The following is a 20,972-nucleotide window of genomic DNA, read 5'->3' on the forward strand; positions in this document are numbered from 1 at the left end:
AATGAAAAAAAATAATAAAATAAAAAGCATAATATTTGGATTGATTATGCTAGGAATTAGCATTTTTTTAATTATTAGTTTTTTTTTATTTATTTATCAATTTACAAATAATGAATATCAATTAAACATTCTATTTAAGACAGAAATAACAATAAAAAATTTAGTAGGTAAAATAGGTTATATGATATCTTATTACTTGATATATTGTGGGATTGGTATTTGTGCTATATTTATTCCAATATTATTATTTATAATTGGATTACAAATTTTATTAAAAAAAAACACAATTTTTTATAAAAAAATAATATACAATTGTATTTTTTTTAGTATGTGTATATATTTATTTTATTACTATATTTATCCAAATAAAATAGGAATAATTAATGGTAGTTTAGGATTAAAAATAGTAAATATCTTTATATATTTTTTTGGTAAAATTGGAAGTTTTATAGTTGTTTTTATTAGTATAATAATTTATGCATTAGTTATTTATTCAAATATAAAAAAAAAGTATAATATTAAAAAAATACAATTTTATTATAATTTAATAATAAAAATATTAAATAATTATATTGAAACAATAATTTTAGAAAAATCTAATAATATAGAATCTAATTCTAGTAATCTTTTGGAAAAAAGATTAGTAAAAAAAACATTATATCCTGTTATAGGATTAGAATCCAATGCTATTGCAGACATTAAACCAGAAAATATTGAATTTTTTATAAAATCTAATAAAAAAAAAATAAAGGAAATATTTGATTACTACAAAATAAAAATATTAAAAATAAATGCTACTGTAGGTCCATCAATTACTTTATACGAAATAATTCCTCATATAGGGGTTCGTTTATATAAAATAAAAAATTTAGAAAAAGAAATTGCATTAAATTTATCTGCTAAATCTATACGTATAATAGCTCCTATTCCTGGAAAAGGATCGATAGGAATAGAAATACCTAATAATAAACATTATTTAATTAATATTAATGAAATTCTTTTTTCAAAAGAAAGTAAAGAAAAAAGTTTTAATAAAGAATTACCAATTTTATTAGGAAAAACAGTTTTTAATGAAATTTTTATAGTAGATTTAACAGAAATGCCTCATTTACTAATAGCTGGGGCTACTGGTCAAGGTAAATCTGTAGAATTAAACGTTATAATAATTTTTTTATTATATAGGAAAAAACCAGAAGATATCAAGTTTATTTTAATTGATCCAAAAAAAGTAGAATTATCTATATATAAAAAAATATCAGATTATTATTTTGCAACAATTCCAAATTTTAAGGGAAACGAAATTATTACTTCTTTACAAGAAGTACATGATATATTAAATTCTTTATGTAAAGAAATGGATAAAAGATATTCTATTCTAGAGAAATATCAAGTTAGAAATATTAAAGAATATAATAAAAAAAAATGTAAATATTCAAAAAAATTACATTTACCTTATATAATATTAATTATAGATGAATTTGCAGATTTGTGTTTATCTTCTAATTACAAAAAAAAATCAATTGAAAAATATATAATTCGTTTAGCTCAACTTGCTAGAGCAGTAGGTATTCATTTAATTATAGCGACTCAACGTCCATCTGTAGATGTTATTAGTGGATTAATAAAATCTAATTTTTCTTCAAGAATTGCATTTAAAGTAAGTTCTAAGATAGACTCAAGAACTATATTAGATTGTTCAGGAGCAGAAAAATTAATAGGAAATGGAGATTTGTTATTTTATAACAAAAATGAAATAATACGATTACAATGTCCTTTTATAGATTCCTCAGATATTAAAAAAATTGTTAATTATTATGGAAATAAATTCAGTAAAAAAAATAAATATTTTTTACCGAATCCGTAAAATATGGAATAATATAAAAATTTTTAAAAAATTGGATTTATATATAATTTATTCATTTATAATTCCATTTTTTGGAATATTTTTTTTGACATTTGTTATATTTATAATACAATTTTTATGGAGTAAAATGAATGAACTATCTGATAAAGATATTAGTATATTTATTATTATAAAATTTATATTTTGTTTTGGTATATGTACTATTCCATTAATAACTATAATATCTATATTACTTTCAACTATAATAACATTTGGAGAATTATCAGAAAATGGAGAATTAACAGTTATTAAATCTTCAGGAATTTCATTATTTAGAATAATGTTACCAATATTTTGGATTACTATGATATTATCAATAGGATTATATTTATTTTCTGATTTTATTATACCAAAAGCAGAAATAAAAATAAAAGAATTAGGATATAAAATAATATATACTTATCCTTCTTTAAAATTAAAAGAAGGAGTTATTAATAACATTGGAGAAAATTTTTTTATTAATATAGAAAAAAAATTTAAAAATAATTATTTTTATAAAGTAATAATATTTTTTTATGACGATTATTCAAATATAAATACAATTTTTTCTAAAAAATGTAATATAATTTTTAATAAAAAAAATAAATTTATTCAATTAAAATTAATTAATGGATTTATTTACAAAGAAAATAATGAAAAAAATAAAAAATACATACCAAATTATTATATAGTAAATTTTAATACTTTAATAAAAAATTTTAAGTTTCCCTATTTTTCTTTTGAAGAAATTAAAAATATGAATGATGATTATAAATATAAAAAAACAACAGAATTAATAAAAAAAATAAAATTTTTAAAGAAAAAAAAAAATCATATAAATATTAATAAAATAAATAAAATAAAATTAGAAATATATAAAAAATTAACATTTCCAATAACATGTATTATTATGTTTTTTATAGGTGCACCATTAGGTGCTATAGTAAAAAAAGGAGGAATAGGTTATCCAACTATTATTGCTTTAACTATATATAGTCTATATTATATTATATTAACTATAACTAAAAATAAAGTAGAAAAAGAAGAAATAATTCCTTGGATAGGAATATGGATTCCAAATTTTGTTTTATTATTATTTAGCATATTTATTACTAATAAATCTATAATGAACGATTCTTAGTCTTACTTAAAATATGATACAATAAATATGATATTTCTTAATGTTAAGAATACAAATTTTGATAAAATTGAAGATGCAATAAATGAAATTAAAAATGGAAAAATAATTATTGTAGTTGATCATAAAAATCGTGAAAATGAAGGAGATTTTATAGTTTCAGCTGAAAAAATAACTCCCAAAGTTTTAAATTTTATAATTACTAATGGAAGAGGATTAGTTTGCGTTTCCCTTACAGAAGAAAAATGTAATCAATTAAAACTACATACAATGGTTAAAAATAATACAGATCCAAAAAAAACTGCTTTTACAATATCTGTAGATTTATTAGGACATGGGGTAAGTACAGGAATATCTGTTTACGATAGAACTAAGACTATATTAGCACTTGTAAATGAAAAAAATCCAAATTTATTTAGTAAACCAGGTCATATCTTCCCGCTTCGTGCAAGAAAAGGAGGTGTCTTAGAAAGACCAGGACATACAGAAGCTTCAATTGATATAACTAAAATGGCAGGATGTATACCAGGTGGAGTATTAGTAGAAATATTAAATGAAAATGGATCAATGGCAAGATTGCCTGAACTAATGCTTTTGGCAAGAAAATTCAATATTAAAATAATATCTATAGAGGATATTATTTTATACAGAAAAAAGATAAAAAAATAAATGCGGTCTGGACGGGATTCGAACCCGCGACCCCATGCGTGACAGGCATGTATTCTAACCAACTGAACTACCAGACCTTATTCTTATTATTAAACTTATTATATTAACTTATTTAATTTATATCTAATATCTTCTTTTGAAGATATACCAATATGTATATCTTTTTGTTCACCATTTTTAAAAAAAATCATTGTTGGTATACTTCGTATTTTATATTTATCAGAATATTTTGGATTATTGTCTACATTTAATTTGAAAAATAATGCTTTTGTTTTATATTCATTTACAAATATTTCTTCCAATAAGATAGAAAGAGATTTACATGGAGCACACCATGGTGCCCAAAAATCTACCAAAATTGGTTTATTTGATTTGGATAAAATAACAAATTCATCAAAATTTGTATCGTTAATTTCTTGTAACATAATTAATATACTTTTTTTTATTTAAAAAAAAAGAAATAACAAAACAAATTTACCTTATTTTAAGGTATTTTACAATAAATTTAAAAGCAAAAATCTTTTAACAAATTTATATAAATATCTATTCCATCAATTATTTCTTTAAATAATATATATTCATTGGATGTATGAGAACGAGAACTATCACCAACTCCAATTTTAATAGTTGAAAAAGGCATTAAACATTGGTCAGAATGTGTTGGAGATCCATAAGTTTTAATTCCAATTGACTTAGCTTTTAATACAATAGGATGATTAGGATCTATAAAATAAGAATTAAAATTGTAAGAACGAGGATTAATTTTAGAATTAATTTTTTTTTTTATAATATTAATTAATTCTTTATTATCGTATAATTCATTGGTTCTTATATCTATAACAAAAGTACATATATCTGGTATTACATTATGTTGAAATCCACCACATATCTGTGTAACGTTTAAAGTAGTTTTACCTAATAATTTAGACGTTTTATCAAAACAAAAATTTTTTAAAAACTCTATGTCTTTAATTGCTATATAAATAGCATTTATTCCATCATTTTGTGCAGAATGTCCAGTTTTTCCTTTAGCAATACAGTCTAATATTAATAATCCTTTTTCTGCAATAGCTGCTTTCATTTTTGTTGGTTCTCCTACAATACCTAAATCCAATTTACCTAATTCAGGTAAAATAGATATTATTCCTGAATTTCCAGAAATTTCTTCTTCTGCTGTGATAGATAATATTAATTTATATGGTAATTCCGATAATTTACTCAAATAAATAAAAGCAGTTATCATTGATACTATAGAACCTCCAGCATCATTACTTCCTAATCCTATAATTTTTTCACCTTTTATTTTTGATTTAAAAGGATTATTTTTCCAATTTTTTCCGGGTTTTACTGTGTCATGATGAGAATTTAATAAAATAGTTCGTAACATTCTATTTTTAGAAAAATTAATATTTTCAGTCCATATATTATTCAATTTTCTGTTAACAATAAATCCATAATTACGTAAATAATTTTCTATAATAACAGAAACTTTATACTCTTCTTTAGAAATAGAAGGAGTATTAATTATTCTTATAAGAAGTTTTATTGCTTCTTTTTTTAATTTTATTAGACTTATATTAAAATTTTCTACATACATAATATGGTTTTTTCACTGGAATCAATTATTTTATCTGGTAATCCTATGCTTACTTTAGATGTTCCATTTTTTAATGCAAAAAAACCATTTTCTAATTTTGGAATCATACCATTAAATATTACATTATTTTTCTTCATTTTTTGAAATAAAGAAAAATTTATCTTACTTAAATAAGATTCAGGATCTTTTATATTTTTTAATACACCTTTTTTATCAAAACAAAAATTTAAATCTACATCACAATTATCATTTGATAATGAAATGGATATATTAGAAGCAATTGAATCTGCGTTTGTATTTAAAAGATTACCCATACCATCATGAGTTATAGAACATAATACAGGTGTAATATTTTTTTTCAACAAAAATTTTATAAAACTTGTATTAATATCATTTTTTTTTTTTATATCGCCTACGTATCCGTAATCTATAGTATTTTTTTTACGAATATGAGATTTTACACAATTTCCATCTGCCCCACATAATCCAATTGAATTACAATTATTATGTTGCAATAAAGATATTATATTTTTATTAATTATACCAGCATAAGTCATTATAACTACATTTAAAGTTTTTTTATCTGTTATTCTTCTTCCTTTTATCATTTTTTTTGGTATATTCATCATATTTAAAATGTAATCCACTTTTTTACCACCTCCATGTACCAATATTTTGTATCCATTTATCATACAAAAAAACTTCAATGAAGCATTAAGTAACTTTTTATCATTAATTAATCCACCTCCTATTTTAACTACGTTAATTTTCATAAAGATTTTTGTAACATTTTTAAAAATATTATTTGTGCAGCATAAATTCTATTTTCTGCTTGTTCTAATACAATAGAATGTTTACTATCTAATACGTTATCTTCTACTACAATATTTCTTCTAACTGGTAAACAATGCATTAATTTAGCATTATTAGTTAAATTCATTTTTTCCATATTAATAATCCAACTAAAATCATTAATAATTATTTTTCCATAATTTGAATAACTACTCCAATTTTTTGCATAAATAAAATCTGCATTATTAAATGCTTTTTTTTGATCAAATTCTATTTTAATATTTTTCGAAAATTTTTTACACAAATCATATTCTTTTGGACATGCAATAATAAAATTAATTTCTTTTATTTTAGAAACCCACTGAGATAAAGAATTTGCCACAGACTGTGGTATAGGTTTAACATGTGGAGCCCAACTAAGTACTAGTTTACATTTTTTCTTAAAAAAAGAACTGTATTCTGCAATAGTTATAACATCAGCTAAAGATTGTAAAGGATGTAAAGTCGCACTTTCCAAATTTACTACTGGTACTTTTGAATATAGTAATATTTTTTTAAAAAGAACTTCTTCATAATCGTAATCTCTATTTAATAACTTTGGAAAAGTTCTTACTCCTAAAATATCACAATACAAACTCATAACAGAGATAGCTTCTTTAATATGTTCTTGTGTATTTTCCATTATATTTCCATCGTTCATCTCAATTTTCCATGAATTTTTTTCTATATCTAGTATCCATACATTACATCCTAGATTAAAAGCTGCTTTTTGACAACTAATTCTTGTACGTAATGACGGATTAAAAAAAACTAATCCAATAGTTTTATTTTTTCCAACATGTTGAAAATTATACGGATTTTTTTTTATTAAAATAGATTCATAAATTATTTTATATACATCATTAATATCTTCTACGCTAAAAAAATTCTTCATAGTTTATGTTATATATTCATTCCAAGATTTTATAAGAAGCTCTTTCATAGATAATGAACAAAATGCATTTATGAAAGCTTTCGCTAAACGAGTATTTGTTAATAATGGTATATTAAAATCTATTGCACTACGTCTTATTACATAATCATGGTCTAATTTTTTATTAACAGTATTTTTTTTTGGAATATTTATAATAAGGTCTAATTTTTTGTTTTTAATTAATTCAATTACATTTATGTTTTTTCCTATTTTTTTATTGCAACAAACCTTTACTGAAAAAATTTTATTTTTTAATAGAAAATTATTAGTTCCTTCTGTTGAAAATAATTTATATCCTTTATTTTTCAATAATTTTAATGAATTTAAAAGCTCTATTTTAGATTCATCAGATCCACCAGATATAAGTATATTTTTCTTTGGAATAGTATAACCAACAGAAATCATAGACTTTAAAAGAGCCTCATTTAAATTATTTCCTAAACAGGCGACTTCACCTGTTGATGACATATCAACACCTAATATTGGATCAGCGTTATGTAATCTAGAGAAAGAAAATTGAGAAACTTTTACTCCTATATAATTTTTTTTTATAAAAAAATTATTATTTATTTTATTTTTTTTAATACCTAAAATTACTTGAGTAGCAATATCAATCATATTTATGGAAGAAACTTTAGAAACAAAAGGAAAACTTCTAGATGCTCTTAAATTACATTCAATTACTTTTATATCTTTCTTGTATAAGAATTGAATATTAAATGGACCAGATATATTAAAATATTTAGATATTTTTTTTGAAATATTAATTATTTTATTCAATTCTGATAAATATATACTATACGTAGGAAAGACTAATGTAGCATCACCTGAGTGTACTCCAGCAAATTCTACATGTTCTGATATAGCATAACATAAAATTTCTCCATTTTGAGAAACTGCATCAAATTCTATCTCTTTTGCATTTTTTATAAATTCTGTAACAATAAAAGGATAATTTGAATAAATAGAATATTTTTTTTTATTAAGATAATAATTTAGTTCTTTGTGATCATAAATTACATTCATATTGGATCCTGATAAAACGTAAGAAGGTCTAATCATAATAGGAAAATTAACTTTTTTTACAAATTTTAAAATCTGATCACAATTAGATAATTCTTTCCACTTAGGTTGATTTATACCTAAAATATCTAAAATTTTAGAAAATTTTGATCTATTTTCTACTTTATCTATTGAAATAGGAGAAGTTCCTAATATATTAATATTTTTTTTATAAAGTTTTAAAACTAAATTATTAGGAATCTGTCCTCCCATTGATACTATAGTTCCTTTAGGATTTTCTAATTCAATAATATCTAATACACGTTCTAAAGAAAGTTCTTCAAAATATAATCTATCACATACATCAAAATCAGTACTTACTGTTTCTGGATTATAATTAATCATTACTGATCTGTATAATTTTTTATTTATAGTGTTAAGTGCATTTACACAACACCAGTCAAATTCAACACTACTTCCTATCCTATAAACACCTGATCCTAATGTAATAATTGATTTTTTATCTTTTTCATATGAAATGTCATGTTGAGTTGCGTAATATGTTAAATATAAATAATTAGTTTCTGAAGGATATTCAGCTGCTAAAGTATCAATTTGTCTTACATAAGGAATTATATTTCTTTTTTTTCTATATTCTCTTATTTTTTTTTCTAAATCATGTACATCTTCATTTACATATTTCTTTTTTAAAATATTAGCTAATTGTAAATCAGAAAATCCTTTTTTTTTTGCTTTTAATAATAATTCATTTGGAATTTCATTCAAATTTTCAAAATATTCTATACTTTTTTTTATTTTAAAAATACTTTTAAATTGGTTTAAAAACCACAAATCAATCTTAGTTAAATCATGTATTTCATTAATAGAAATACCTTTTTCTAAGGCATATTCTATAAATAAAATTCTTCTATCGGTAGGATGTTTAAGAAATTTTTTTAATATTTTATTAGATAACGAAATTTTTTTATTGTTAATAAAACCTTCCATACCTATATCCAACATTCTAATTCCTTTTTGAAAAGCTTCTTCAAAAGAACCGCCAATTGCCATTATTTCTCCAACACTTTTCATACTACTTCCAATTTTATTAGAAGCTTTATAAAATTTATTTAAATCCCATCTAGGTATTTTACATACTACATAATCTAGAGCAGGTTCAAAAAATGCTGGTGTATTTTTTGTTACAGAATTTTTTAATTCATGTAATCCATATCCTATTGATAATTTAGCTGCAATAAAAGCTAAAGGGTAACCTGTAGCTTTTGATGCTAATGCGCTAGATCTAGAAAGTCTAGCATTAACTTCTATAACACGATAATCTTCTGATTTAGAATTTAAAGCGAATTGTACATTACATTCTCCAATAATACCAAAATATGTAGCTATACGAATAGCTAATTTTCTTAAGAAGAAATATTCATAATTAGTTAAAGTTTGTGAAGGTGCTACTACAATACTTTCTCCAGTATGAATCCCTATAGGATCTACATTTTCCATGTTACATACTGAAATACAATTATTGTATTTATCTCTAACAATTTCATATTCTATTTCTTTCCATCCTTCTAAATATTCTTCTACTATAATTTGTGAAGAATAAGAAAAAGATTTTATTATTAACTTTTTTAAATCATGAATATTTTTTGAATATCCACTTCCTAAACCACCAAGTGTATAAGCAGATCTAATAATAACTGGAAACCCTATTTCTATTGAACTAGAAATAGCATCATTAATTGAATTAACTACAAAACTTTTAGCTGTTTTTATTTTAAAATAATTTAACTTACTTCTAAACATACCTCTGTCTTCACTTTCAATAATTGATTCAATAGAAGTTCCCAATACTTGTATATTATATTTTTTTATGATACCCTTTTTGAATAATTGTATACCACAATTTAATGCAGTTTGTCCTCCAAAAGATAATAATAAACCTTTTGGTTTTTCTTTTTTTATAACATTTTCAATAAAAAATAAATTTAAAGGAAGAAAATAAATTTTATCTGCAATATCTTTAGATGTTTGAACAGTAGCAACATTAGGATTAATAAGTATTGTAAATATTCCTTCTTCTTTTAAAGCTTTTAATGCTTGTGTTCCAGAATAATCAAATTCTCCAGCTTCTCCTATTTTTAATGCACCTGATCCTAATATTAGAACTTTATTTACTTTATTCATAAATGAAAATTATTTTATTTTATTCTTTTTAATAAAATCAATAAATAGATCGAATAAAAAATCAGTATCTGTTGGTCCTCCTGAAGCTTCTGGATGAAATTGAACTGAAAAAAAAGGTTTATTATTGTGAATAATTCCTTCACAAGTTCCATCATTTAAATTTTTAAAAAAAATTTTCCATTCTTTAGATCTTGATAAAAGATTGTTATAATCTAGTACATAACCATGATTTTGTGAAGTAATAAAATTTTTTCCAGTATGTAATGATACAACGGGATGATTATGTCCTCTATGTGAATGTCTCAATTTATAGGTAGAACCTCCTGCAGCAATTCCTAAAAGTTGATTTCCTAAACATATTCCAAATATTGGATTATTTTTTTTCATAGCTGTACGAATATATTCGATTGGCTTTTTATATATAATAGGATTTCCGGGACCATTAGATAAAAGCAATCCATCATATTTTTCATTAGTAAAATTATAATTCCATGGAACTCTTATTATAGTGCAATTTCTTCGTAATAAACATCTTAAAATATTATTTTTTAATCCAAAATCTACTAATAATATTTTATATTTTCCATTACCATATATCAATTTCTTTCTAGTAGAAACTTTATCAGAAAGATTTTCTTTACTAGGATCATAAAATGATATATTTTCATTATCTATTACAACTTTTCCTAAAATGGATCCACCAGTTTTTCTTAATTTTTTAACAATAGATCTGGTATCAAGGTTATACAATCCAGGTATTTCATTATTGTATAACCAATCAGATAAAGATTTATCCATGTTCCAATGATATGGATTCTCAGAATAATATGAAACAACAAGACCAGAAACATGAATTTTATTAGACTCATAAAACTTTGAAATAGGTATATTTTTTTTATTTGTAAAAAAATTTGGAGGAACACCATAATTACCTATCATTGGATAGGTATATATTAAAATTTGTCCATTATAAGAAGGATCAGTAATACTTTCAGTATATCCAGTCATTGCTGTATTAAATACAACTTCACCAGAAGAAGATTTTGGATATCCAAAATTAATTGCATCATATTTTGTTCCATCTTCTAATATAAGTGATCCCTTTATTTTATTTTTAGTATTTTTCATTTTATATTTCTAATATACATTAAGGATTTTTTTAATTTATTTATAAATAATTCTACATGATTTTCTTCTATATTTAATGGAGGTAATAATCTTATTATATATGGATTATTGGAAGATCCAACAAAAATATGTTCTTTATAAATTAAATAATTTATTAATTCTTTAACAGGAAAAGAAAATCTTAATCCAATCATTAATCCTTTTCCTCTAATTTCTATTACATCATTAATATTTAATATTTCTTTTAATAAGACTTCTCCTATTTTTTTTGCATTTTCAATCAAATTTTCATTATTAATAATTTCCAACACTGAGATTCCTGCTGCACATGCTAAATAATTACCTCCAAAGGTAGAACCTAACATTCCATAATATGATTTAAATTTTGGATGTATTAATACTCCTCCTATAGGAAATCCATTTCCCATTCCTTTTGCTACAGTAATCAAGTCTGGTTTTATTGAATAATATTTGTGAAAAAAAAATAACCCAGTCCTTCCATATCCACTTTGAACTTCATCAAGAATTAATACAACATTATATTTATTACATAATTTTCTAACTTTCGAGAAGAAAGTTAAACCAGGATCTACAATCCCTGAAATACCTTGTAATCCCTCAGTAATAACTGCACAAATATTTTCATTTTTTAACTTGTCTTCTAATATATTAATATCTTTATAATCTATAAAAATAGTTTCATGTTGAGTATCAAAAGGAGAAACTACTTTATAATTGTCAGTTACAGATGCACTTCCACTAGTTCTTCCATGAAATGATCCATTAAAAGCAATTAATTTTTTTTTTCCTGTATGAATAGATGCTATTTTTATTGCATTTTCATTAGATTCAGTTCCAGAATTGCAAATAAATAAATAATAATTTTTATATCCTGACATTTTTCCTAATAAATATGACAGTTTTTCTTTCTGAGAAATAAATATACTATTAGAATAGTAAGAGATATTATTCAATTGATTTTTAAGTGAATTTATATAATAAGGATGTGAATGTCCAATAGAAATTACAGCATGTCCTCCATAAAAATCTAAATATTTATTACCATTTATATCAAAAACATATAATCCTTTACTTTTATTTAATTCTATATTAAAAATTTGATAAACATTAAATAATTTCATATTATATAAAATTTTAAAAACTAATAGACTTTAATCTTAATCCACAATCTTCATTTAAATTGAACATTAAATTCATATTTTGTACAGCTTGACCTGAAGCTCCTTTTAAAAGATTGTCTAAAACACTAACAACAATTAATTTTTTTTTTTCTTTTGTTATAAACAAGATACATTTGTTGGTATTTACTACTTGTTTTATATCAATATAATCATTTGAAATATGTACAAATGGATGATTATAATAATATTCTTCATATATTTTAATATTCTCTTCTATAGACAAGTTATTATTTGTATATATAGTAGATATGATACCTCTAGAAAAATTTCCTCTATAAGGAATAAAATATATTTCTGAGTTGAAGTCTTTTTGTATTTCACTTATATTTTTTATTATCTCTTTTAAATGTTGGTGTTTAAATATTTTATAAGTAGATATATTATTGTTTCTCCAACTAAAATGATTAGTATTACTAAGTTTTTTTCCGGATCCAGTAGATCCAGTTACAGCACTAATATGAATGGATTTCTTTATTAAATTTTTAGTTGCTAATGGTAAAATAGATAAAAGAATAGATGTAGCAAAACATCCAGGATTAGCTATATTATTTGATTTTTTTATTATTTCTTTTTTTAATTCTGGTAAACCATAAATAAAATTTCTTTTTTTAAATTTATTTAAAATTCTAAAATCTTGACTCAAATCAATAACTTTAACATATTCAGGTACATGAATTAATTCTTTTTTAGATTGTCCATGTGCTGAACATAAAAATACTAAATCAATTTTTTCTTTTAATATTTTTGAAAATTTTATATTTTTTATATCTCCTAATAAATCTTTATGAATTAAATGAACGAATTTTCCATAATTACTTTTACTTATTATAGTATTTATCCTAACTTTAGGATGGTGTATCAATAATCTTATTAATTCTCCAGCAGTATACCCTGTTCCTCCTACAATTCCTATTTTAATCATCTTTTTTTTTATTTGATTTATTTAAATTGTTTAATCGATGATATATTTTCATTTGATTACTAAATATTTTTGAAAAACCTTTTACATCTTTAGATGTCCATCCATAATTAACTTCTCCATATTTAGCTATTGTATTAGAAGATTCCATTAAATCAAATTTTGATTTAATTCCTACTAAATGAAATCTATAAGGATATAATATAATTTTTACAGTACCAGTTAATCTTTCTTGTGTGCTTTTTAAAAAATTTTCTATATCTCTCATCACTGGATCTAAATATTGAGCTTCATGTAATAACATTCCGTACCATTCAGATAATTGTTTTTTCCAATAAATTTGCCATTTTGTAAGAATATGTTTTTCAAGTAAATGATGCGCCTTAATAATTATCATTGCGGCCGATGCTTCAAATGCAACTCTACCCTTTATACCTAAAATTGTATCACCTATATGCATTCCTCTTCCTATTGCAAAACCTGATGCTATTTTTTCTATTTTAATAATATTTTTTATAGATTTTTCTCTTTTTTTATTAACACTAATTAATTCTCCTTTTTCAAATCCTAATTCCAATTTTTTACTAAGTTTTTTACATAGTTTTGTTGGATATGCTTCTTCTGGAAAATCATCATAAGATGTTAATGTTTCTTTTCCGCCTATACTTGTCCCCCATATTCCTTTATTTATAGAATATTTTGCATTATCCCAACAAATATATATTCCTTCATTTTGTAAATATTTAATTTCTTCTTTTCTAGATATATTCATCTCTCTAATAGGAGAAAATGTTTTTTTTTCTGGACATATAATTTGAAATGCTATGTCAAACCTAATTTGATCATTACCTGCACCTGTACTTCCATGAGCTATAGCTTTAGCTTTAATTAAATTTGCATATTTTGCAATTTTAATTGCTTGTAATACTCTCTCTGATCCTACAGAAATTGGATAAGTATCGTTTTTTAATATATTTCCAAATATTAAATATTTAATACAGTATTGATAATAATCTTCTATCGCATCAATTGTTTTATGTGATTTAGCCCCGATATTTATTGCTCTATCTTTAATTCTTTTTAATTCTCCATCTTTAAATCCTCCTGTATTAATAATTACTGTATGTACTTCATAATGTTTTTTTATAAGATATTTTAAACAAAAAGAAGTATCTAATCCACCACTGTAAGCAAGAAGTATTTTATCTCCATGATTTAATTCTATTTTATTAATTTTTTTATTTTTTGGATTATATAATAGTCCTGTACATAAACACATTTTTTTTTTTTTTCTTTTTTTAATATCAAAGTTTGCACAGCTTTTGCATCCTTTCCAAAATTTTTCTGATTTAGTAATTTCATTAAAAGAAACTGGTTTAAAACCTAATTCTGTATTTATTTTAATAACAACACTACTTGTAGTAATACTAAATATTTTTGAATTTGGAAATTTTTCTCTAGAAAGATTAAATAATTTTATTTTAATAAATCTTGCTAATCCTTTTTTTCTAAATTTTGGAAAAACTATTAAACCTGAATTAACAACATATTCTTTATTTTGAAAAACTTCTAAATAGCTAAATCCAGCTAATTCATTATTACAAAATGCAATTATAGCATCTCCATTTTTTATTTTGTATTTAATATAATCCGGATCTTTTTTTGCTATACCAGTCCCTCTAATTTTTGCAGACTCTTTAATTTTTTCACAAATTAAGCAAGCATATTTTATATCCTTCTCATAAGTTACTCTAACTTTTATTTTCATTTTATCACGAACCTACAATATAAAAAATATTATAGTAATTCTATACTGTGCTATAGATTTTATATATACAAATTTAACACAAAAAAAAATCTAATTTTTTTATCTTTTCTAATTTTTTTAGAAAATTTGAACTAATATTAACTCTATATTTAGAACGTAGATTTACAAATTTTTTATTTTCATAAATAATAATATATAATTCTTTATTTCCTAAATTTTCAATAATATTATATTCTATGCTATCAATTAATAATTGATTTAAATTATTAATATCAATTTTTATTATTATTTTTTTTATTAAAAATTTAAAAACATTTTGTAATTTTTCTATATAACAAATATTTATTTTATTATCTTTAGTAGATATAATTATAAATAGTAAGTTTTTTTTAATTAAAATAGATTCATATTTTATATATTTTTCTTCTAAAAAGAAGAATTCTTTTTTAGAATCATAATCTTCTAGAATAAAATACACATATTTTTTTCCATTTTTTACATAAACTTTTATATCAGATAAAATAGCAATTAATGTATGATAACATAATTTTTTTTTAAAGTATTCTTTTTTATTTAAAATACTAATAGATGAATTAGTAAGATATTTTTTTTCAAAAAAATAATCATCTAAAGGATGTGAAGAAACATATATTCCCAATACTTCTTTTTCCTTAGATAAAAGATCTATCTTATTCCATTTATTATAATAATTTAAAATAATAGGTTTTTCAATTTTTTTTTTATTCTTTATTTTTGATCCAAATTGAATAATTTTTTCTAAAGTACTTGATTTGGTTAATCCTTCAGTTGAAGATTCATAAAAATATTGTTCTCTAAATATATTTAAACTATCTAAAGATCCAGATAAAATTAAACTTTCTAATGTTTTTTTGTTTACTATACGTAAATCAATTCTATTTACTAAATCAAATATTGAAGAAAATTTACCATTTTTATTTCTTTCTTTTAATATTATTTTTACTGCATTTTCTCCAACACCTTTTATTCCATTAAGACCAAATTTAATACGGTTTTTACCAATAATTTTAAAATTTGAATCACTTTCATTAATGTCTGGTTTCTCTATAAATAAATTCATTTTTTTACATTCTTTCATAAAAAAAGTTAATTGTTTAATATTATTCATATTATTACTTAATACTGAATTCATATATTCGCAAGGAAAATTAGCTTTTAGATAAGCAGTTTTAAAAGCAATAAATGCATAACAAGTAGCGTGAGATTTGTTAAATGCATAACATGAAAAATATTCCCAATCTTTCCATATTTTTTCTATTATGATCTTATTATATCCTCTATTTATAGATTTATTAATAAACTTATTTTTCATTTTATCAAGAACTTCTTTTTGCTTTTTTCCCATTGATTTTCTTAATAAATCTGCTTCACCTTTGCTAAATCCAGCTATTTTTTGAGACAGTAACATTACTTGTTCTTGATATATTGTTATTCCATATGTTTCTTTTAAGAATTCTTTCATTTCTGGAATATCATAACTAATAACTTCTTTTCCATGTTTTCTAGATATAAAATTAGGTATATATTGTAATGGGCCAGGTCTATATAAAGCATTCATTGCTATTAAATCATCAAATCTATCAGGTTTTAACTGACGTAAATATTTTTGCATTCCTGGGGATTCATATTGAAATACAGCTATTGTTTCTCCTTTTTTAAATAAATTAAAAGTTTTATCATCATTTAATAAAAATGGTATTTTATTACCTACAATATTTATTGTATCTTTAATAATACTAAGCGTTTTTAATCCTAAAAAATCCATTTTTAATAATCCTGTATGTTCTACAACATTATTATCAAATTGTGTAACCAATAAATTTGTATCTTTTGATAAAAAAACAGGTACAATTTCTTTTATGTTATATGGACTTATGATTATTCCACATGCATGAATTCCAATGTTTCTTATTGTTCCTTCTAAAATTTTAGCTTGCATTAATACTTTTCCTGATAAACTATTTTTATTACTAGCAATTTCTATTATTTTTTTTATATTATTTATTCCTTCTTTATTTTTAATATTTTCAAATGAAAAATTTTTTTCTATAATGTTTTTCAAAGAAAAATTTGTAGGTATCATTTTTGCTATTTTGTCTGTTTCATATAAAGAAAGTCCTAATACACGACCTGTATCTCTTATTGATGATTTTGCTCCCATTGTAGAATATGTAACAATTTGTGAAACTTTATTTTTACCATATTTTTTTGATATCCAATCTAAAATTTTTTCACGTCCTTTATCATCAAAATCAATATCTATATCAGGAAGTGATATCCTATCTGGATTTAAAAATCTTTCAAATAATAGATTATATTTAATTGGATCAATTTCAGTTATTCCTATACAATAAGCTACTACGGATCCTGCGGCTGACCCTCTACCAGGACCAACTGAAATATTCATACTTTTAGCTTTACTAACAATTTCTTGTATAATTAAAAAATAACCAGGATATCCAATTTTTTTTATTGTACTTAATTCAAATAAAATTCTTTCTTTTATTTCTTTTGTTATATTTTTATAACGTTTTTTAGCTCCTTCATAAGTTAATTTTGATAAAAATTTATTATCTGAATATGATACATTTTTTATAGTATCTGATATTTTAAATTTTGGTAATAACATTTTATTTGAAATATCATAATATTCTATTTTTTTTACTAATTCATGTAGTGAATTAAAAGATTCAGGAATATCTGAAAATATTTGTCTCATTTCTTCCTGACTTTTTAAATAATATTCGTGATTTTTAAGTCCAAATCTAAACCCTTTTCCTTTTCCGATAGGAGTTGATTGTTTATTTCTACTTTTTATACATAGTAAAATATCATGGGCATTATATTCTTCTTTTTTTAAATAAAAAACATTATTTTGTGCTATATATTTTACATTATATTTTTTTGAAAATTTTATTAATATTTCATTAACATGATTTTCTTCTTCTAATCCATGACGTAACAATTCAATATAAAAATCATTTTGAAATAAATTTTTCCACCATAAAAAAACTTTTTCTCCTATTTTTTCTCCATAATTAAGAATAGTATTAGGTATTTCAGAATTTATATCTCCAGTAAGCGCAATTAAATCATCTTTATAATTTTTTATTACATTTTTTCCAATTCTAGGAATGCCTGAATAAAATCCTTTAATAAATCCAGTAGAACAAATTTTTATTAAATTTTTATATCCTTTCTTATTTTTAGACAAAAGAACTTGCGTATAAACTTTATCAGGTTCATCTTTAGTAAATTTTTTTTTTAAAAAATTTTCAGAAATGAATAATTCACAACCAATTATTCCTTTAATAAATTTTTTAGGATAATATTTTTTGTTAAAAAATTTAATACAATTCAAAAAATGAAAAGCTCCCATCATATTTCCATAATCTGTTATTCCTATAGCTGGCATATTTAAATTTAAAGCTCTTTCTATAAGAGATTTTATGCTTATAGTAGAATTTAATATTGAAAAATGAGTATGATTATGAATATTAAAGTACTGTTTATTTGTCCATTTTGTTGTTAAACAACTATTATTTTTATTAGTATTTTTATTAGAACTTCTTCTATTGTTAATTTTGAAAAAATTAACAATAGAAGAAGAAATAATTATATTATTATTTTTTTTAAATTTTGATATTATATCTTGATTAATATTTTTATCAATTACTCCAATTCTTAATAATTCTAAAAAACAACGAGCTGTTGCTTTTACATCATTTCCTGCATCATGCCAATTTGGCATTTTTTCTGAAAATAATTTATTATATAATTCTGATAATGTTGGCCACTTAAATTTTTTTCTACTTCCAGGTAATTTACAGTAGTTTAAAGAAACTAATTTGGTATCTATTATTTTTTTTTTCGAAAGAAATTTCTTTTTTATTTATAGAATATTCTTTTTCTATTATTTTTATATCGAATTCTAAATTATGTCCAATAACATATTTATATTTATTAAAATCTAGTTTAAACTTATCAAGAACAAAATTTAAATCATATCCATATTTATATGCAATATCACTATTAATTCCATGAATTTTAAAAGAATTAAATGGTATATCAAAATCTTTTGGCTTTATTATAAAATTATTAAATTTTATTAAATTCCCTATTTCATCATGAATTTGCCATGATAATTGAACAATTCTAGGCCAGTTTTTACAAAAAAATTTATCATAGAATTTAGGTAATCCAGTAGTTTCTGTGTCAATAATAAGATACATTTTATTAAAAATTGGTAAAGAAAGTTAGTGAAAATTATTAGTTTTGTAATACTTTTTCTTTATTATAAAGAATTCATTAAAAAATTAATATCAGTCTTTATAAAAAGATTGAACTTATATTCATTTTTCGGTAGGATACTTTTATTTTTTTATTTAGATAAAAATGAATATATGAATATAAAAAACTATAATATATAAAAATAAAAATTAAAAATTATATGTCTTATCAAAATGAAATAATAAAATCTAAATTAAAAAAATGCAATAATGATAATTTTAATTGGAAAGAATATGAAATAAATATAAATGAAACAAAAGAAAATAGAAAAAAACTTGAAAATATATATATAAATACTTTACCAAAAAGAAACGAATTAGAAATATATGAAGGAATAGTAACAAATATAACTGATAAAATTGTACTTGTTGATTTTGGTTTTAAAGCTGAAGGTACAATTCCTATTAGTGAATTTAGAGAAAATATTTCCATTATTAAAATAGGATTGAAAATAGAAATAATGGTAATGAAAATAGATTATAAAGGACAGTGTCTTTTATCGTATCAAAAAGCTAAAGTATTGAGAAACTGGCAAAAATTAAATAAAGTTTATGAAAAATCAGAAGTTGTACTTGGATATGTTTCTGCAAGAACAAAAGGAGGATTAATAGTAGAAGTATTTGATATGGAATGTTTTTTACCTGGATCTCATATAAATGTAAAGCCAGTAAGAGATTATGATACTTATGTAGGTAAAACTATGGAAGTAAAAGTTGTTAAAATTAACAAAAAGACAAAAAATGTAGTAGTATCTCATAAGATATTAATAGAAAGAGATTTAGAGGAACAAAGAAAAAACATGATTTCAAAATTGGATAAAGGACAAGTTTTAGAAGGTAAAATAAAAAATATTTTACCTTATGGTGCTTTTGTAGATTTGGGTGGTGTAGACGCTTTATTACATATAACTGATATGAGCTGGCCTCATATTAATCATCCTACAGAAGTAGTACAACTTGAACAAGAATTAAATTTTGTTATATTAGGTGTAGATAAGGAAAAAAATCGTGTTCAATTAGGACTAAAACAATTACAACCACATCCATGGGAATCGTTAGATTCTAATTTAAAAGTAGGAAGTAAAATTAATGGAAAAGTTAGTGTATTAGCTGATTATGGAGCTTTTATAGAAATTATTCCTGGTGTAGAAGCTTTATTACATATTAGTGAAATGTCTTGGTCAACAGATTTATCCTCTCCAAAAGATTTTGTACAAATAGGTGATGAACTTGAAGCTTTAATATTAACTATAGATCGTAAAGAAAGAAAAATGTCTTTAAGTGTTAAAAGATTAACAGATGATCCTTGGATTAATATAGAAGATAAATATAAAATTGGATCAAAATATACAGGTATAGTTAAAAAATTTAC

13 protein-coding genes, 1 tRNA gene and 1 pseudogene (1 of these 15 cut by a window edge) are annotated in these 20,972 nt (G+C 22.1%); 4 read left to right on the plus strand and 11 right to left on the minus strand.

What is annotated here, in order from left to right:
* Position 1 precedes the first annotated feature (1 nt).
* Genes H0H34_RS01460 through ribB form a run of 3 tightly spaced genes read left to right on the plus strand, consistent with a single transcriptional unit; the run spans position 2 to position 3,689 of the window.
* Positions 2–1,864 (plus strand): DNA translocase FtsK 4TM domain-containing protein, encoded by a 1,863-nt coding sequence (locus H0H34_RS01460; protein WP_185873044.1) that lies wholly within the window; start codon positions 2–4, stop codon positions 1,862–1,864.
* A gap of 31 nt (positions 1,865–1,895) precedes the next feature.
* Positions 1,896–3,023, plus strand: a complete 1,128-nt coding sequence (locus H0H34_RS01465) for an LptF/LptG family permease (RefSeq protein ID WP_238785436.1) — start codon at positions 1,896–1,898, stop codon at positions 3,021–3,023.
* Positions 3,024–3,050: 27 nt separating this feature from the next.
* A complete protein-coding gene (gene ribB, locus H0H34_RS01470; protein WP_185873047.1) occupies positions 3,051–3,689 on the plus strand; it encodes a 3,4-dihydroxy-2-butanone-4-phosphate synthase in 639 nt (212 codons plus the stop codon).
* 3 nt (positions 3,690–3,692) lie between these two features.
* Here ribB and H0H34_RS01475 read toward each other — a convergent pair.
* The 11 genes and pseudogenes from H0H34_RS01475 to dnaE all read right to left on the minus strand — a co-directional run bounded on the left by H0H34_RS01475 (position 3,693) and on the right by dnaE (position 19,543).
* A tRNA-Asp gene (locus H0H34_RS01475) sits at positions 3,693–3,766 on the minus strand.
* Between the two features lie 21 nt (positions 3,767–3,787).
* The gene (gene trxA, locus H0H34_RS01480) at positions 3,788–4,114 is read right to left on the minus strand and encodes a thioredoxin (RefSeq protein WP_185873048.1); all 327 of its coding nucleotides are present in this window, start codon (positions 4,112–4,114) and stop codon (positions 3,788–3,790) included.
* An 80-nt stretch (positions 4,115–4,194) separates the two neighbouring features.
* A complete protein-coding gene (locus H0H34_RS01485; protein WP_185873050.1) occupies positions 4,195–5,286 on the minus strand; it encodes a M20/M25/M40 family metallo-hydrolase in 1,092 nt (363 codons plus the stop codon).
* Positions 5,277–6,059, minus strand: coding sequence for an acetylglutamate kinase (gene argB / locus H0H34_RS01490; protein ID WP_185873052.1), 783 nt, complete (start codon positions 6,057–6,059; stop codon positions 5,277–5,279). The genes H0H34_RS01485 and argB overlap by 10 nt, the downstream gene beginning before the upstream one ends.
* On the minus strand, positions 6,056–7,012 hold the full coding sequence (locus H0H34_RS01495) for a Rossmann-fold NAD(P)-binding domain-containing protein (protein WP_185873054.1): 957 nt from the start codon (positions 7,010–7,012) through the stop codon (positions 6,056–6,058). The genes argB and H0H34_RS01495 overlap by 4 nt, the downstream gene beginning before the upstream one ends.
* A gap of 3 nt (positions 7,013–7,015) precedes the next feature.
* Positions 7,016–10,255: a carbamoyl-phosphate synthase (glutamine-hydrolyzing) large subunit gene (gene carB / locus H0H34_RS01500; RefSeq protein WP_185873055.1), complete on the minus strand. Its 3,240-nt coding sequence runs from the start codon at positions 10,253–10,255 to the stop codon at positions 7,016–7,018.
* Positions 10,256–10,264: 9 nt separating this feature from the next.
* On the minus strand, positions 10,265–11,383 hold the full coding sequence (gene carA / locus H0H34_RS01505; RefSeq protein WP_185873057.1) for a glutamine-hydrolyzing carbamoyl-phosphate synthase small subunit: 1,119 nt from the start codon (positions 11,381–11,383) through the stop codon (positions 10,265–10,267).
* The gene (locus tag H0H34_RS01510; RefSeq protein ID WP_185873059.1) at positions 11,380–12,525 is read right to left on the minus strand and encodes an aspartate aminotransferase family protein; all 1,146 of its coding nucleotides are present in this window, start codon (positions 12,523–12,525) and stop codon (positions 11,380–11,382) included. The genes carA and H0H34_RS01510 overlap by 4 nt, the downstream gene beginning before the upstream one ends.
* A 13-nt stretch (positions 12,526–12,538) precedes the next feature.
* Positions 12,539–13,507, minus strand: coding sequence for an N-acetyl-gamma-glutamyl-phosphate reductase (gene argC / locus H0H34_RS01515; protein WP_185873061.1), 969 nt, complete (start codon positions 13,505–13,507; stop codon positions 12,539–12,541).
* Positions 13,500–15,272, minus strand: a complete 1,773-nt coding sequence (locus H0H34_RS01520; RefSeq protein WP_185873062.1) for an argininosuccinate synthase domain-containing protein — start codon at positions 15,270–15,272, stop codon at positions 13,500–13,502. Before H0H34_RS01520 ends, argC begins: the two co-directional genes overlap by 8 nt.
* Positions 15,273–15,345: 73 nt before the next feature.
* Positions 15,346–19,543 (minus strand): annotated as a pseudogene (dnaE, locus tag H0H34_RS01525) (DNA polymerase III subunit alpha).
* 218 nt (positions 19,544–19,761) lie between these two features.
* Between dnaE and rpsA the strand changes: the two are divergent.
* Positions 19,762–20,972, plus strand: partial view of a 30S ribosomal protein S1 gene (gene rpsA / locus H0H34_RS01530; RefSeq protein ID WP_185873064.1) — the 5' portion only. The gene runs 562 nt beyond the window's last position; only the first 1,211 of its 1,773 coding nucleotides appear in the window; it begins with the start codon at positions 19,762–19,764; its stop codon lies beyond the right edge, outside the window.

The organism is Blattabacterium cuenoti, from assembly GCF_014252375.1.
In the GTDB taxonomy this organism is placed as follows: domain Bacteria; phylum Bacteroidota; class Bacteroidia; order Flavobacteriales; family Blattabacteriaceae; genus Blattabacterium; species Blattabacterium cuenoti_AH.